This is a genomic window from Roseiflexus sp. (assembly GCF_057785375.1).
Map to the genome: position 1 here is coordinate 1 of NZ_JBYNRX010000112.1, position 15,842 is coordinate 15,842.

General features: G+C 64.7%; 12 protein-coding genes. 4 read left to right on the top strand and 8 right to left on the bottom strand.

Translation table 11 applies throughout. The features are described 5' to 3' along the window. From AC3EA7_RS22420 to AC3EA7_RS22445, 6 genes are all read right to left on the bottom strand, one after another. Positions 1 to 116 (bottom strand): DUF559 domain-containing protein (locus AC3EA7_RS22420; RefSeq protein ID WP_488616315.1); only part of this gene is annotated, 116 nt, incomplete at its 3' end. After that, entirely contained in the window at positions 110 to 2,272 is a 2,163-nt protein-coding gene (locus AC3EA7_RS22425) for an Eco57I restriction-modification methylase domain-containing protein (RefSeq protein ID WP_488616304.1), read from the bottom strand. The genes AC3EA7_RS22425 and AC3EA7_RS22420, both read right to left, overlap by 7 nt. 110 nt (positions 2,273 to 2,382) lie before the next feature. After that, positions 2,383 to 3,351: a hypothetical protein gene (locus tag AC3EA7_RS22430; RefSeq protein ID WP_488616305.1), complete on the bottom strand. Its 969-nt coding sequence runs from the start codon at positions 3,349 to 3,351 to the stop codon at positions 2,383 to 2,385. Further along, positions 3,348 to 5,120 (bottom strand): helicase-related protein, encoded by a 1,773-nt coding sequence (locus AC3EA7_RS22435; RefSeq protein WP_488616306.1) that lies wholly within the window; start codon positions 5,118 to 5,120, stop codon positions 3,348 to 3,350. The genes AC3EA7_RS22430 and AC3EA7_RS22435 overlap by 4 nt, the downstream gene beginning before the upstream one ends. A gap of 63 nt (positions 5,121 to 5,183) precedes the next feature. Then, on the bottom strand, positions 5,184 to 6,269 hold the full coding sequence (locus AC3EA7_RS22440; protein WP_488616307.1) for a DEAD/DEAH box helicase: 1,086 nt from the start codon (positions 6,267 to 6,269) through the stop codon (positions 5,184 to 5,186). A 326-nt stretch (positions 6,270 to 6,595) separates the two neighbouring features. After that, positions 6,596 to 7,351 carry a sugar phosphate isomerase/epimerase family protein gene (locus AC3EA7_RS22445; protein ID WP_488616308.1) on the bottom strand — a complete coding sequence of 252 codons (756 nt, stop codon included), beginning with the start codon at positions 7,349 to 7,351 and terminating at the stop codon, positions 6,596 to 6,598. A gap of 283 nt (positions 7,352 to 7,634) precedes the next feature. On the opposite strand from AC3EA7_RS22445, the gene AC3EA7_RS22450 reads away from it, so the two are divergent. Next, positions 7,635 to 8,915, top strand: coding sequence for an NAD(P)/FAD-dependent oxidoreductase (locus AC3EA7_RS22450; protein ID WP_488616309.1), 1,281 nt, complete (start codon positions 7,635 to 7,637; stop codon positions 8,913 to 8,915). A gap of 125 nt (positions 8,916 to 9,040) precedes the next feature. Here the strand turns inward: AC3EA7_RS22450 and AC3EA7_RS22455 are convergent, their stop codons facing one another. Together AC3EA7_RS22455 and AC3EA7_RS22460 are read right to left on the bottom strand one after the other, a co-directional pair. Further along, positions 9,041 to 11,257, bottom strand: coding sequence for an alpha-amylase family protein (locus AC3EA7_RS22455; RefSeq protein WP_488616310.1), 2,217 nt, complete (start codon positions 11,255 to 11,257; stop codon positions 9,041 to 9,043). Between the two features lie 21 nt (positions 11,258 to 11,278). Continuing rightward, positions 11,279 to 12,226 carry a polyprenyl synthetase family protein gene (locus AC3EA7_RS22460; RefSeq protein WP_488616311.1) on the bottom strand — a complete coding sequence of 316 codons (948 nt, stop codon included), beginning with the start codon at positions 12,224 to 12,226 and terminating at the stop codon, positions 11,279 to 11,281. A gap of 342 nt (positions 12,227 to 12,568) precedes the next feature. Here AC3EA7_RS22460 and AC3EA7_RS22465 point away from each other — a divergent pair, with 342 nt between their 5' ends. The 3 genes from AC3EA7_RS22465 to AC3EA7_RS22475 all read left to right on the top strand — a co-directional run. Further along, a complete protein-coding gene (locus tag AC3EA7_RS22465) occupies positions 12,569 to 13,912 on the top strand; it encodes a PQQ-dependent sugar dehydrogenase (protein WP_488616312.1) in 1,344 nt (447 codons plus the stop codon). Positions 13,913 to 13,977: 65 nt separating this feature from the next. After that, the gene (locus tag AC3EA7_RS22470; RefSeq protein WP_488616313.1) at positions 13,978 to 15,555 is read left to right on the top strand and encodes a PucR family transcriptional regulator; all 1,578 of its coding nucleotides are present in this window, start codon (positions 13,978 to 13,980) and stop codon (positions 15,553 to 15,555) included. After that, the coding region (locus tag AC3EA7_RS22475; protein WP_488616314.1) for a hypothetical protein at positions 15,498 to 15,842 on the top strand (345 nt) is incomplete at its 3' end. The genes AC3EA7_RS22470 and AC3EA7_RS22475, both read left to right, overlap by 58 nt.

A 15,842-nucleotide genomic window follows, 5' to 3' on the forward strand; every position in this document is an offset into this window, starting at 1 on the left:
ATGTTTTGCTGGCGGCGGAACTTGATGCCGTCAAGCTGTTTGCCGCGCAGCGCTTGCCACAAGATGGCCTCGCTAGGGGTGGGGTGCTTGCGGAACTCGCGCGCGACCTCTACCATCTTTCTACGCAACTCCTCAGGAACCTCCCAGCGTTCTTCTGCTCCCTCTGCTTCCTCTCCCTCCTCTCTCCCCTCCCCCCCCCCCGGCCCCCCTCTCCCACGAGGGGAGAGGGGGGAGTGCTCCCCTCCCCCCTTGTGGGGGAGGGGCTGGGGGGGGCAGGCGTCGTCTGGAACAGTCCCGAGTCGTTGGCCATGTGGAACATGGTGGTAAACGCCACCCCCCACAGGTTGCCGGCTTCGCCCTTCCCCTCGTCAATCAGCACCGGCACGCGCCGGTAGATGTGCTTGGTCAGCTCGGCGTCGCAGCGGCTGCGGAAGATCGGCGCCGTGCGCGTGTTGGGGTTCAGCAGCCGGAAGTCGTCCGGCGTCAGGGTGAACCGCCGCTCGGCGTCGGCAAGATCGGCAACGTCGTGCAAGAAGAAGGCAAATTCGGCTGGCGCCACCCGGCGCGCGCTGCGCTCGTCACGCTTCTGCACGGTGAGCAGTGCGAATTTTATTCGGCTACAGACAGCCGGGAAGAGTTTCTTCCGATTCTCGAAGTCATAGAGGCTCACCATCTCCCCCCGCGTCACGATCTCGGCGAAGAAGTGTTTGTTGGTGTCGTCGGTGGCGATGCCGGTCGGCACAACAATCCCCATCCGTCCGCCGGGCCGCACCAGCGCCCGCATCCGCTCGGCAAAGACCGAGGAGGTGTTGATGTCGCCCCGTCCGGTCAATGGGTAGCAGCCGCTGCCGCGCAGGAAGCGGCTGGTGCTTTCGGCGGTGTGCAGTGCCTGCTGGTAGTCCTCCCAGAGGGCTGGCTTTGCGGCGGGCAGGGCGGCGATGAGCCGCTTGCGCACCGCTGCGGTCGGGGCGCGGGCGATCTCCGGGTCGCGTGCGGCAAAGAACTCCTGTTCTTGCAGCTTGATCCGCTCCCACGGCGGATTGCCCAGCACCACGTCGAAGCCGCCGTGGGCGAACACATCGGGGAACGCCACCGGCCAGTGGAAGAAGCCGTGCTGCGCCGCGAGGGCCTCGGCGGCGGCGACCGCTTGGGGGTGCGCCGTCTGCGTCGCCAGCCATGCGCGCACGGTGTCGGTCGTGATGAAACTGGCCAGTGGCACCCCGGCCCGTCGCGCCTGAAAGAAGGCCGCCGTCCAGAGGTTGCAGGCGATGCGCTGCCGCGCTGTTTTTTGCCGGAACGCCTGGTAGCACTGCTTCTTGGCGCGCACGGCTGTCGGCGTGTCGTCGCCGATCTGGTCAACGGACGCCGCCTCCGCGCCCAGGGCGGCGACTGCGGCGACCGGGTCGAAGGCGCCGAACAGCGTGTTCTGCCCGCCTGCTTCCTTGCGGTTTTGGCGCTTCAGCCCGCCGGCGACCCCTTTGTCGTCGGCGCTGACCGGCGCAAACGCCTCGTCGGGGATGCCGTCCTCCAGCGCAGCGAGGTCGGCGAGACCCGCCAGCGAATCGCCGCACGTGATGCGGTGGTCGAGGAAGGTGAGTGGCTTGCCCTCGGCGTGGCTCTCCAGCCACAGCGCCACGCGCGCCAGTTCGACCGCCAGCGGGTTTTTGTCCACGCCGTAGATGCAGTGGGCCACCACATCGCGGAGAGCGACGCGCACCTGCTCCGGGGCGGGTTCGTCTTCGCCGGTGCGGATGCGGGCCAGTTCTTTGCCCAGCCGCCGCGCCGCCGCAAGCAGGAAGTGCCCGGAGCCGCAGGCCGGATCGAGCACGCGGATGGAGAGGATCGCCTGGACCTTCTCCGCCGTTGTTCGCGCCGGGGCGAGGCGTTCTGCGATCACCGGATCGAGCGTCGCGCGGATCACGGCGCCGACCAGGTCCGGCGGGGTGTAGTAGGAGCCGGTCGCCTTGCGCTCTGAGCCGTAGGCCAGTTCAAAGCGGAGCGCGGCGCCGTCGGCGATGATCAGCGGGTGGTAATCGAGCAGGCTTTCGTACACCGACCCCAGTTCTTCCACATCGAGCGCGGCGTAGTTCACGCGGCGCGGCGGGCTGCCGGGAGTGTCGCGGTAGTAGGCCAGATGCCAGAAAGCGTCCAGCAGGTCACGGTTGGTGATCGCGCAGGCATCCAGATCGATCGGCTCGAAGAGGTCGCCGTTGAGCGGGGCCACGCCGAGCAGCGCGGCGAGCCGTTCGTCTGCCAGCACATACCAGAGCACCGTGAGGCTGCACCAGAGGTCGTCGTCCTCGGTGGCGGCGCTGCGGCGCTCAAGGGCGCGGCGCAGCCGGGTGACGCCGTAGTGCTCGCGGTAGAGGGCGGCGGCGCCGATCAGTCCGCGTTCTTTGGAGACCAGCAGGAAGAGGAAGCGGTAGACGAGACGCAGGAGTTGGCGGTAGAAATCCTGGGGGTCAGCGGCGCACCGCCCCCTCCGCCCCCCGCCGGAGCGAGGAACGCAGACGCGCCGCCCTGCGTTCCCCGCGCCAGTCGCGCGCGGAGCGCGCTATTCCTGGGATGGGACAGAAAGCCGTTCGCCAGGCGCGTGATCGCCGCCTCCACGCCGTCGCGCAGGCGTTCGCGCACCCGGTCGCCCTGCTCCAGCCCGTGCTGATAGTACCGTTCCAGCCAGCACGCGCGCGCGTCCGCCGCGCCCCCGCCATGCGGCAGACGGGTGCGGTGGAGCAGCCGATACAGCGCGGCGAAGTCGTGAAAGCGTTGTTCCTCGAAGATGTGGCGCAGGTCGAATTCCACATACGCCTGGCGACGAATGTAGACGCTCTCCCGCAGCACGCGCACGACCTCGCCGTTGGTCACAACGCCCCAGAGGCGCTCGGTCCGGTTGAGAAACTCTTGCACCAGCGCATGCGGGGCGAGACGGGGGCGGCCCGTGGGCGCCGCCCGCCCCAACTCCTGCCGCGCGCCGACGATATGCACTGGCGGCGCGTCGTCGGAATCGCCGGCGCGGTGGGAAATTGCAAAGGTCATGCCGTCAACGTCGTAGGCGCGCTGGTTGTAGCGCAGCTCGTACCCCAACAGGCTGAAGAACGGGATGACCCAGGCGTCGCGTGTGACAGATGTCGCCGGGTCGCTCTCCGGCAGGCGCGCCAGCCGTCGGCGAAACGCCTCCCATTGCGCGCGGGCATCGGCAAAGACCGCCGCCATCTCGTCGGTCAGGCTCTGCCGGTCATCCAACCCGAAGTCGGACGGCTTCTGCCCGGGCAGGTCGCCGGCAACAAGATGTTCCAGGATGTCCGGCCCCAACAGGCCGCCTTCGATGCGAATGGACGGAAACGCACTCATGGCTTCACCATCGGTTGCAGGACGACAACGCCAAGGAGGTCAGGCGGAACATGCGGTTGAACCTCCAGACCGCGCACGTTCAAGGAGACCGCCTGGCGCACGCGCTTATGGCTTTCCACCAGGTGCGCGGCGCGCTGTTCAATCCGTTCCCGCATCAGCCGCTGGATTGCATGCGCCTTCCCCCAAGCGTCAGGCGCTCCTTGCCACTCGCCCATCTCGCGCATCGCCCGCTGAACCAATTCCCGCTTCTCGGCTGCCGGAATGTTGGCATCCGGCGTCGTTTCCGCCAGTAAGCGGAGCGCCTCATCATCCGCCAGCCAGTGATCGGGGGCATTGCCGCTGCCGCGCCAGCCGACGACCAGCGCCTCTTCAGCCAACAGCGGCGTCCGCGCCGGTTGCCGGAGGAGGTAGCGCACCCGCAGCAACGCCAGCGTCGTCAGCGCGGTCACTGCGCGGGTGCGGACGGCGCCACAGCGCGACACCGTACCGTTTCCCTGTCCGGCGATTGCCGCCTCCAGCAAGGTGCGCGCCAGCGCCGCCACAAAGCGGTGGTTGCGGCCCACATACTCGGCGCCTGCCGGGGTCGGCGAGACAAACGAGATGGGCCATAGCGCGGATGATAGGCGCGTCGCGCGGGACGAACGGTGCGGGAGGACGAGACGGATCGGTTCAGGAACCAGCGCAAGGGTGTGAGGATCGAGGGGGATGCGCCAGACATCCGTCCGCCTGGGGTCTTTGGTGATAGGAAGGCCAAGACGTTGAGCAGCGGTCAGCACAAAGGTCTGCACTGCCGCCGGATCGCCGAGCACGGCATCGGTCGCATCGAGTTCACGCTGCACCGTTTCGGGTTTCAGCGCGCGCTGCGCAAAGCGCGTGCGATTGATGCGCTCGCGCTCAACGTCCTGATCCCAACGGCGATGCAAGAAGTCCGCTTCAGGCGCGCCCAGGTCCAGCGTAAGCTGGGCGCTCCGTTGCGTCGTGCGCAGAAACAACGCTTCGAGGACCGCCTGCATCACGCTTTCACCCTCTTCGGGAACCGGCACGTGGACGCCCAGGGTCTGGCGGATCACCCGCGCCTTTTCAAGCAGCACATCGATCACGGCGCCGTCTACCGGATTATTCCTGCCAAAGAAGCGCAGCACTTTCACGCGCTTGGCCTGCTGACCGAAGCGATCCACCCGGCCCTCGCGTTGTTCGAGGCGATTGGGGTTCCACGGTAGGTCGTAGTGGATGACGGCGCTGAACAACGACTGGAGGTTCACTCCTTCCGAGAGGCAATCGGTTGCGACCAGCACCCGCAACCGGTCGGCATCGATCTCGGCGATCTTTGCTTGCCGCTCCTCATCGGGCATCCGGCCGGTGACGCACACCACCTGCACATCGGGCAACTGCGCGCGCAGGCGTTCGGCGACATAGTCGGCTGTGGCGATGTAGCGGCACCAAAGAATCGGGAAAAACCCTTCACGCAAGAGATTGCGCACGATGGTCGTCGCCTGGCGCGCCTTCTCGTCCTCCTCCGATCCGAGCAGGCGCTCGGCCATCTTCGCCAGTTGGCGCAGCCGACGTCGGTCGGCGTCGGGGAGCATGGACTCGGTCGCCTCCACCGGCGGCGTCGGAATCTCGTCGTCGGTGCGGTCGTCAGACGACTCGAAGACGTAGGGCGAAAACGCTGGCGCCGCATCGCTTTCTTCGCCCAATTCCGCCATCCGCTCCGACGCTGCGCCGCTCCGATTGACCAGCGCCGCCACTGCCGCCGCCGGACTGGACATCACGCAGCGCAACAACGCCAACGCCCCCCAGTAGCGGACGCGGCGCCTGCGCTCGTCGAGCCGTCAGCCCGTCTGCACAATCTCCGCGCAAAAGTCGTAGGTGCGCTGAAACAGATCGCGGTACGCCAGCGACAGATCGTAGGTCGCGTCCAGCGCCTCACGCTTTGGGAACGGCGCGGCCATTTCCCACGTGCGCTCAATATCAGCGCGGGTGCGCTGCACGAAGTGCCTGGCAAGGGCGTCGCGCTGCCGCTCGTCGAGCGCGGCGACATCCCATTCAGCAAATTCCGGGCGCAGCAACCCCAACAGCGAGCGGAAGGCGTCTTCCTTGCCGGAGTGGGGCGTCGCCGTGAGCAGGATCAGATGCCGACGCGGGTTGGCGGCGACTTCCTTGACCAGCGCATGCCGTTCGTGCTGACTGCGCCCCTGGGCGGCGGCAGCGCCGTGAATTTCGTCCACGATCACGAATTCGGGACAGAAGTGCAGGAACTGATGGCGGTTCCGGTCGGTTTTCACAAAATCAATGCTCACCACCTGAATGGGAAAATGCTCATAGATGCTCATTCCTGCGGGAACACGACGCTCCAGTTGCCCCGCCGTCCCCGAACGCACAATCACCGGCTCGAGGTTAAACTTTTCAGCCATCTCCTGCGCCCACTGCTCACACAGGACGGGCGGCGTCAGGACGCACACCCGCCGAATCTCGCCGCGGTCGAGCAGTTCACGCGCCACAAGCAGCGCCTCGATGGTCTTCCCCACGCCGACATCATCGGCGATGAACAGGCGCACCGGATCGAGCCTGAGCGCCATCAACAGCGGGACGAACTGATAGGTGCGCGGACGGATGGAGATGCGTCCGAGCGAGCGAAACGGCATGGCGCCTTCGCGCAAGGTCAGGCGCGCCGCCTGCCAGAGCAGATGCGCAGCAGCGGCGTCTGCAACATCATCGGCGGTCGGCAGCGGAAACACACTCGATTCCACCTGCTCGAAAGGCAATGTGTAGCGTATGAGGTTGGACAACCCTTTATGAATGTGAACGACATCATCATCGGCGCCGGTGAGCGGGCGCAGCGCCCACACGTCATCCGTTTCGGCAGGCATCAGCACCCAATCACGATGACGACAGCGAACGATACTGCCAGGCTGCATCGTCAATGGTTCTCCTCGTTGCGAGCATCCATTTTTGCGAGAGAGTATAGATTACTCCCCCTTCGATGTAAAGTATGCGTCCACGTATGTTGCACACCTGGAACGACAAGCCGAGGGGGGCGCAGGGGCATAGGATTGCCTGCTGTTGCATTACCCCCTGCCCCTCCCTCACCCCCACCCTCGACCCTTCTCTCACCCCCACCCTCGACCCTTCCCTCTCCCCCACCCCCTGCCCCTCCCCCATAAAGGGGGAGGGGAGTGGGAGGGGAGTGGGAGGGGAGTGGGAGAGGGGGGATGCGGGGGCGCAGGGTCTATTCTGCGTTCCCTTACAACCCCAGCCCCTTCAGATACTCATAACTCATGCGCACGCTTTCGAGCGGCGGACGCTGGCAGACGTCCTGCTCGACAATGAACCACTGCGCGCCGGCGGCGCGTGCGGCGCGCAGGATGGCGGGGATGTCCAGCGTGCCATGCCCGACTTCGGCGAATGTCCGGCTGCCGGGCGCCATGTCCTTCAGGTGGATGAGCGGCGCACGTCCGATGAATTCGCCGATCAACCGCACCGGATCGACGCTGGCAAAGGCAGCCCAGTACACGTCGATCTCGAACGCCACGGCGCGCGGATCGCATTCGTGCAGCAGGATATGCAATCCGGTAGTGTCGCCGAACGGCTGGAGTTCAAAGTCATGATGGTGATAGCAGAAGGTCAACCCGGCAGCGGCAGCGGTTGCGCCAATGCCGTTGAGAACGCGCGCCAGGGCGTGGTAGTCGTCGGCATTGTTGCGGCGCTCCGGCGGCATCCAGGGGCAGATCAGGTATGGCGCTCCCAGTGTCTGCATATCGGCGATGATTGTATCGAGCTGGCTCTCCAGCATCTCGATCGGCACATGCGCGCCGGAAATGATCAGCCCGATGGCGTCGAGTTCCTGGCGCAGCGCGGCGGCGCTCATTCCGCCGACCCCCGCCACTTCGACAGCGCCGTATCCGATTTCCTTCACCTTCCGCAACGCGCCGACATAGTCGGTCGCCGCCAGATCGCGCAGGGTGTACATCTGGAGTGAGAGCGGGTTCGTAGCCATCATTGATACCTTTACGCTTATAATACGGCGTGATGCGTCGGGAACGCCGACATCCGGCAAGAAGCAGGCGGATGCACGATGTCGGGATAGTTCTCCTCACAGGGCATCTTTCCACCCACAGCCCGTTTTGTCAAACGCACGCAATTATGGGATAATAACACCATTATTGAGCAGGTTTCTCAGAAACGCTGATACAATAAGCCACTACGTGTACACAGAATCTTTGCGCCTTTGTGTGCGCTTATGGAAGAGGCATTGAGCCAGAGATGCTTGAGGAATATGTCCTATGCACGTTCTGATCATTGGCGCGGGTCTTGCCGGATTGACCTGCGGACGCATTCTTGACTCGCTGGGTGTGCATGTCACCATTGTGGAAGCAAGCGACGGCATTGGCGGTCGGGTGCGTTCTGACCATGCCGACGGGTTCACCCTGGATCGCGGATTTCAGGTGTTATTCGAGGCGTATCCGGCGGCGCGCCGCCGCCTTGACCTCGATGCGCTGCATCTGCGGCGCTTCGATCCGGGGGCGATCATCTGCCTGGCGGGGAAGCGCTTCGTTCTGACCGACCCACTGCGTGATCAGGCGGCGGCGCTCGATGCAGCGCTGGCGCCGATTATTCCGCCCTTCGACAAGTTGCGCGTGCTGCTGCTCGCGCAGCGTCTGCGCCGTCAGTCGATTGACGACGTGCTGGCAGGGGACGATGAGACGACGCTGGCGTACTTGCGCCGATCCGGGTTCAGCGAGCAGACGATCAACCATTTCTTTCGTCCGTTCTACGGTGGGATTTTTCTTGACCGCAGCCTGCGCACTAGCGCCAAGTGCTTCCGCTTCGATTTCAAGATGCTCACCGAAGGGGCTGCGGCGCTGCCGGCGCGCGGTATGGGCGCAATTGCCGGGCAACTTGGCGATACCCTCCTGGAGCGCGGGCTGATCCGGTTGCACGCGCCGGTCGCCGAACTGATCATGAGCGAGGGACGGGTGACCGGTGCGCGGCTGGCATCCGGGGAGGAACTAGTCGCCGATGCGGTGGTGGTGGCGACGCCGGCGCCCGAAGCGGCGCGGCTGAGCGGCCTGCCGATGCCGCAGGGCGCGTTGCAGACGATCACGCTCTACTTCAGCGGCAGTCAGCCGGTCTATCGCGGGCGCAAGATTGCGCTGAACGCCGCTCCCGACGCGCTGGTGAACAATGCGCAGATGATCAGCAACGTTGCGCCAGATTATGCGCCGCCGGGACGCTGTCTGCTCAGCGCGACGGCGCTCGGATCGAGCACATTGAGCGACGATGACCTCTACCGGGCGGCGCTTGCCGATCTGCGGCGCATGTTCGCCGGTGATGCCGACGCGCTGGCGGCGCTCGAAGGGTATCAGCCGTTGCGGGTGTACCGTATCGCCTACGCGCAGTTCCCGCAGGCGCCGGGCATTCATCCGCTGCTGCCCGACAATCGTAGCGGACGACCGGGGCTTTTCTTTGCCGGCGAGTTTACCGAAGCCAGCAGCCTGAATGCCGCCATGATCAGCGGCGAAAAATGCGCCGCAGCAGTCATAGCGGAGCGAGGAGCGGGGTAGTAGGGGGCGGGGCGCTGACCCGCCCCACCATCTGGCGGCAGACGGCGGCTTCGACAGGCTCAGCCAACGTCTGCCGCTCCACGTCCTTGTAGGGCGGGGCGCTGACCCGACCCAACGTCTTGCCCTCACTCTCGCGTGGTTGTGCGTCCGGCATCCTGAAGCGCCGCCTCCGGCGGTTCAGCGTCGACGGGATGCAGGACATGGGATGCCGCAGGACGCAGCGCCAGGAATCGTGCAGCAAATGGACCCAGCACAACAGGAAACGCCTCCAGATCGTCGCGTCGTAGCAGCACGCCGGGTTCACCGTTGATCACGGGTTCATCGAGCAAATCGCTGACGAGATAGTCGTCCGCTGTCAGATCGGCGAGGAGCAGATCAAGGATCGCCCGGCGACGCATCGGGCTGGCGTTCAGCAGGGTAACAACGCATTCGTCTGCGTGACGGCGCACGACCACGAAGATCGCCGGATCGTTGCAGCGCGCGCCATCGGGTTCGACGGTTCCGCGCCGCAATGCAATGCTGTGCGCGCGCGCCTTGAGCAGACGCGCAGTGAACTCTTGATCGTCGCGGTCTTCCGCCTGCCCATCGCGGATCAATGGCACATATCCGCATCCAACCATCCCTGCAAGGATCATCCGGGCGGCGCGTGAACCGCGCAGCACTTCTGCCAGCGGATTGCTCACACTGGAATAATGGCTTTCAGTAAAGCATGCGCGCAGCGTTCCGGGGTCGCCAATCGCCAGAGCATCGGTGAGCCAGTGCTGCATTTCGGGCACGCTCAGACGCCCGATTGCCAGTTGGGTGAACATATGGTGCGCAGCTTCATCAATGAGCAGATCACGTCTGGATGCCAGCAATGGTCCTGCCAGGTCGGTGATCAGCGCCGCACCGGGGCGCCGCTGGTGCATGGCAGCGTACAATTCTTCAATCAGGTGCGTCACCCCCATGCTGCTGCTTCCACTTATTGCTGCGCCAAGAGGCCACCCTGGCGGCACATCGCGCGCGACCAGCACGCGAAAGCCATCGATGCCGGTCTGCTCCATCAGCGCGAGCGCTTCGCCGATCACGAGCGAACGCAAACTGGCGTTGCGCCAGTCGAAGTAGAGCGTGTCGACCTCGCCGGAAAAGCGGATAAACTGACCCGTCTGGTCCAGGCAGAACCATTCCGGATGGTTCTGGACATACGGCGAGTCGGCGGCGCACCCGGAGAGCGGAAGGTCGATCACCACCCGCATATGACGCGCATGCGCAGCATCAACGAAGTGACGCAACCCCTCGACGCCGCCAAGCGACACGTCCAGAGCCGAGAAGGAACGCAGCGCGTAGAGGTCTTCTGGTTGCGTCGGGGACCATTCCGCCGCGTGCTGGTGTGGTGCAGCGATGTCGTGCACCGGCAGGAGACAGATCGTCGTACATCCGAAGCGTCGGATGGCGTCGAGCGCATCGATCATTCCATCGAACCCGCCATAGCGCACCGGATGCGTGACGAACATCGCAGTATCAACGAGCCATTCAGGCGGTGCGGGCGCAGGGGCGCGTCCGTGCGCCATCATCTGGCGAATGCGCGGCAATGCCTCGTGCCAGGGCGCGCGTTCCAGCAGCAGCATCTGCACGCCGATTGACAACGCCACTTCGACCCGCAGCCGCTCAGCGATCCGGATTTCGTGGAGCAGTGTAACGGCGCTGCCATCGCCTTCGACACGCGGGCGCGCCGGATGGGACGCATCGGCATACCAGCATGCCAGCGTTTCGCCGACGATATCGTTGTGCAACGCCAGCAGACCAGGCGCGTCGGCGGGTGCGAGTGCGAACGCCGGGGTTTCCAGCGCCGTGGCGTCTGACCAGTGACGTTGGCGCAGATCGTTGCGCAGCGTGGCAATCGGCATGCGGGGACGGATGACATTCGCAGGCGCCTCGAAGCGGCAGCGCTCCGGCGCGCCAACGCAAGCACCGCTGATCGCCAGACGCACGCCACACAGCGCCAGTTCATCCTCGCCGGCGTTCTCCAGACTGATGCGGCGCATGATGAGCGACCCGACCACCCGGTAGCGATCATAGATCTTCAACGGTCCCAGACCAATGACGACAACAATGTCAACGCCGCCGGAGATGCTGTACAGGGTATGGTTGAGATAGCGCGCAAAGGAGCGTCTCGCCAGCCAGCCAGTTTCAGCAAGCGAAACGTCGATACCGGCGTGAGGCGCGCCACGTCCGACCACATCTGTTCCGTCTGGTCGTCGCAATGCGCGCAACCCACCATCATCGAGGGAAAACTCCAGTTCGAGTTCGGCAAGCGTCACCGTAAATGTATGACGGGTGGAACGCACAGTATATGCAGCCATAGCGAGCGTCTCGCAAGAGCCTTACATTTGGGCTATTCCGTCTGCAAGCGCGACAAGCGCATCTCGAACGGCGCCGGGCGGGACGGAAGCCAGCGCAGCGACCGCGCGCTGCACATGATCGCGCATTCTGGCGCGCGCCCGCGGAACGCCGAGGCGTCGCACCTGATCGACGGCGACAGTCAGGCGTTGCGCGTCGAGCGGGTGCTGATCGATGACCACTGCAAGATCAGCGCCTCCCCCGGCATCGACTGCATAGATCAGCGGCAGGGTGATCCGGCCAAGGCGCAGGGCGCGTCCGGCGTCATTGGTGTCGTAATCGTGCACTTCAGCAGCAATGTGCATTGCCATACCGAGTTCCCTGCCAAAACGCCCCAGGGCATCAGCCAGCGCATCGTCGCCGCCGCCGCAGACAATCCCGACCCGAGCCGCTGCCTCGAAGAGCGCGGCAGTCCGGCTTTCGGCGACATACTCGTGCTGCGCCAGCGCCTGATCGAGCGGCGTTATCGCAGTGATCGGCGTCAGCCGACCTTCACAGAAGGTCATAACCACGCGCGAATACATGCCGATAATCCGCGAATCGGGCGCGCGCGCCATTTCGGATGCCGCCAGCGCCAGCAGGTAATCGCCCGACATCAGCGCCACATCGCCATTCCAGCGTTGATCGCCGACAGGTTCGCCACGACGACGCGCGGCATCGTTGATCAGGCTATCGTGGACGGCAGTGGCGCTGTGGATCAGCTCCGCTGCAACCGCTGCATGGATCACACGGCGCGAGTCGGAGCGACCGAGTCGTGCGGCAAGCATCACCAGCATTGCGCGCAGGTACGGCGTTGCCGTGTCACGCAGCGCTGCGTGTGCGGTTTGCGCAACAATCGGTCGCGCGTACATGCGGTCATGGATAATCTGTTCGACTTTCGCCAGGTCTTCGGCAAGACCGTCGGAGACCTGGAGCGGTATAACGGGCTTCATATGAAGGTTCCAGCGCCTTTGTGAGAAGCATACTCTGAACATACTACGCTGTCAAACCAACAGGCGATCTCTCAGACGTTTCTCACGTTCACGGCAAATGTCCGGCGAGGGAAACTGGTACAATGCTCATAATAGAACGTACTCGGTCGCTTCACCGCGAGCCGCGCAAGTACTCTTTTCGCCTTCGGCAGAACGGCGCTTATCTTCTCTTGTGGTGCAGTGCAGCGGCTCTGCCGCCGCATCATCGATCATCCCGGACCCGGAGCGTAAGGGCGGGTCTGAGACCCGTCCTTACGCTTCGTGGCCTCGAAGCAATCGCCTTGATCGGCAGAAGGAGCGATAATGCGATTCATTCTGATCCTGATCGTCCTCGCTGCGCTTACCGGTTGCGGTATGCGTTTGAACAGCGCGCCGGCGAACGAAAGACCGGTTGGAACCCTGATCCCGACTTCGGCGACAACACCGGCGCCGGCAGCGCCGATTGCGACTGCGGTTGCCGGCACACCGGCACAGCCGCCTGCCACGCAGGCGAGCGTCCCTACGCAACCCCCGCCTGCCACGCCCGAAAGCGCGTCCACACAGCCTGCCGCACCGACGAGCGTCCCCACGCAACCCCCGCCGACGGCGTCGCAGATGCCGCAGATTGCGCTCCAGCAGATTGTTGCCGGTTTTGACCGTCCGCTGCATATCACCCATGCCGGCGACGGCAGCGGACGATTGTTCGTCGTCGAAAAAGTCGGGCGCATCCGCATTGTGCGCGATGGGCAGGCGCTGCCTGAACCCTTTCTGGATATTACCGACCGGGTCGGGTCGCGCGCCAATGAGCAGGGACTGCTCAGCGTCGCATTCCATCCCCGCTACCGCGAGAATGGATGGCTTTTCGTCAACTATACCGATAACGACGGCGATACGGTGGTCTCGCGGTTCAGCGCCGCCGGCGACCGTGCCGACCCTTCCACTGAGGAGGTGGTGCTGACTATCGAACAACCGTTCGCCAACCACAATGGCGGACTGATCATCTTTGGACCGGACGGTATGCTCTACGTTGGAATGGGAGACGGCGGCGGCGCCGGCGACCCGTTGGGCGCGGGGCAGGATCGCTGGACGCTCCTGGGAAAAATACTGCGTATCAACGTTGAAACGCTTCCCTACACCATTCCCCCGGACAACCCCTGGGCAGACGGCAACGGTGGGCGGCAGGAAGTCTGGATCTCTGGCGTGCGCAACCCGTGGCGTTTCTCATTCGACCGCGCCGCCGGCGATCTGTTCATTGCCGACGTTGGTCAGAATCGGCGGGAAGAGGTTCATATGCTGCCTGCCGGACGGAGCGCCGGCGCCAATCTCGGCTGGAATGTGATGGAGGGGGACGAGTGTTTCCGCCAGAACGATTGTGACCGCAGCGCCTTTGATCTTCCCATTGACGTCTACCCGCACAGCCTGGGATGTTCCGTGACCGGCGGGCACGTGTACCGTGGCGCCGCATTCCCCGCCTTGCAAGGCGTCTACATCTTCGGCGACTTTTGCAGCGGGCGCATCTGGGGGCTACGTCCGTCCGCCGGTGGATGGGAGCGCGCCGAACTGCTGCAATCCAACCTCCAGATCGCCACTTTCGGCGAAGACGAGGCGGGTGAACTCTACGTCGCCGGGTATAATAATGGCGTCCTGTACCGGATCGTTGTAGAATAGACCCGGAAATCTTAAGCCAGTGATAATCTTCAACGTCTGGCAAACGACAGGTTCGAGGTCAATCCATGCCTCCACTGACCGTTCAGGATGTCGTGCGTCTAGCGTTGCCCGAAGGTGTCGTGGTTACGGCGGGCAGCGCCGGTCTGAGTCATCAGGTAAGCTGGGTGGCAACCCCGCGCGCAACGCCGCCGGTTTTCACCAATCTGCGCGGCGGTGAATTCGTGCTGGTGGCGACCAGTGCGTTGCGCGCGCTCGATGAGCGCTTGACGCTTGCCAATCTGGCAGAGCGGCTGGCGCAGGTGCCAATAGCCGCAATTGCAGTACAGGGCGATATTTCGGATCAGGCGCGCGCAACCGCTGAGACGCTGCGACTGCCGCTGCTCCATCTTCCCGATGCCAGCGACATCCGCGAGGTCGAACGGGAAGTTCAACGCCTGATCAGCGATTACGACGCACAGATCGAGCGGCGCGCCGCGCAACTCGGGCATGTGCTGACGCAACGATCACTGGCAGGCGCCGGCGTCAATGGATTGCTCGAAACCCTTGCCGAGCGCACCGGGCGCAGCCTGGCATTCTACAGCTCGACGGGCGAAGTGCGCGCACTGCGGGCGCGCGGTCCGGCGCGCGTGGCATTGCAGACGCTCCAGCCACGCGGCACGGGAGAGGTGACTCACCTGGGGCAGCAGATCTGGGTGCAGCAGATCGGGCCGATTGCAGCGGGCGATGCCGCCGGGCGCAACTTCGGCTATCTGGCGCTCTGCGGCGACACCCTCGACGATTGGGATCGCCTGGCGGCGCAACAGGGAGCATCGGCGCTGGCGCTGGAACTGGCGAAAGAGCAGGCGGTCCTCGCAGCCGAAGAACGTCTGCGCGGCGATTTCGTGCAGGCAGTGCTGGTTGGCGCTGCCGCAGACGATAAGACGCTGGTGCAACGCGGGCGTGAGTTGGGGTACGACCTGCGCCAGCCGCACGTTGCCCTGCTCTGCGGTGTAGCAAACGATGACGATCGCACCATTGCACGATTGTCTGGCGCGCTCAGCGCCGCGCTCAACGCGCTCGGCATTGCAGCGCCAATGATGCGCCGCATCGATGATGTCCTCTGCTACATTCCATCGGTGAGTCGTGGCGTGCGAGCGCATGAGATTGCGGATCAACTGCGCGCGCGGCTGTCCGATGATATTCCCGGCGTGCTGGTGGCGATCGGGCGCGAGGCGCCGACCCTCACCCATTGGTCGCGCTCGCTGCGCGAAGCGGAACAGGCGTTACTCATCGGGCGGGAATTGCTGGGGAACGGACGTGTGCTCGATTTCGGCGACCTGGGAGTGTATCGGTTGCTCCTGCTCCTGCGAGAGACGCCGGAACTGTGGGAGTTCTACCGTGGCACTCTTGCAACCCTCGTCGATTACGACCGCGACCAGCACGGTGAACTGTTGAAGACCCTCGAAGCCTTCTTTGAGCACAATGGCAACCTGGCGCGTACTGCCGAGGCGCTGCATATTCACCGCAATACCCTCCTCTACCGCCTGATGCGCATCAAGGAGATCAGTGGGCGCGACCCGGACGTGGCGGAGGATCGGCTGGCGCTATGGCTGGCGCTCAAGGCGCATCGGGTGCTCAAAACGATCAGCGAACCGGTGACGTAGCCCCTGGCGCCGATCCGAAACGTGACCGGCTGGGCGACGGCAACCGGCTGGGCGACGGCAACCGGCTGGGCGACGGCACTGCCGTCGCCCACCCGGAGATTTTTGGATGCGCTCTGCGCCGAGGGGTGGGCGAAGGCACTGCCGTCGCCCACCCGGAGATTTTTGGATTCGCTCTGCGCCGAGGGGTGGGCGACGGCAACCGGCTGGGCGACGGCAACCGGCTGGGCGACGGCAACCGGCTGGGCGACGGCAGTGCCGTCGCCCACCCGGAGATTTTTGGATGCGCT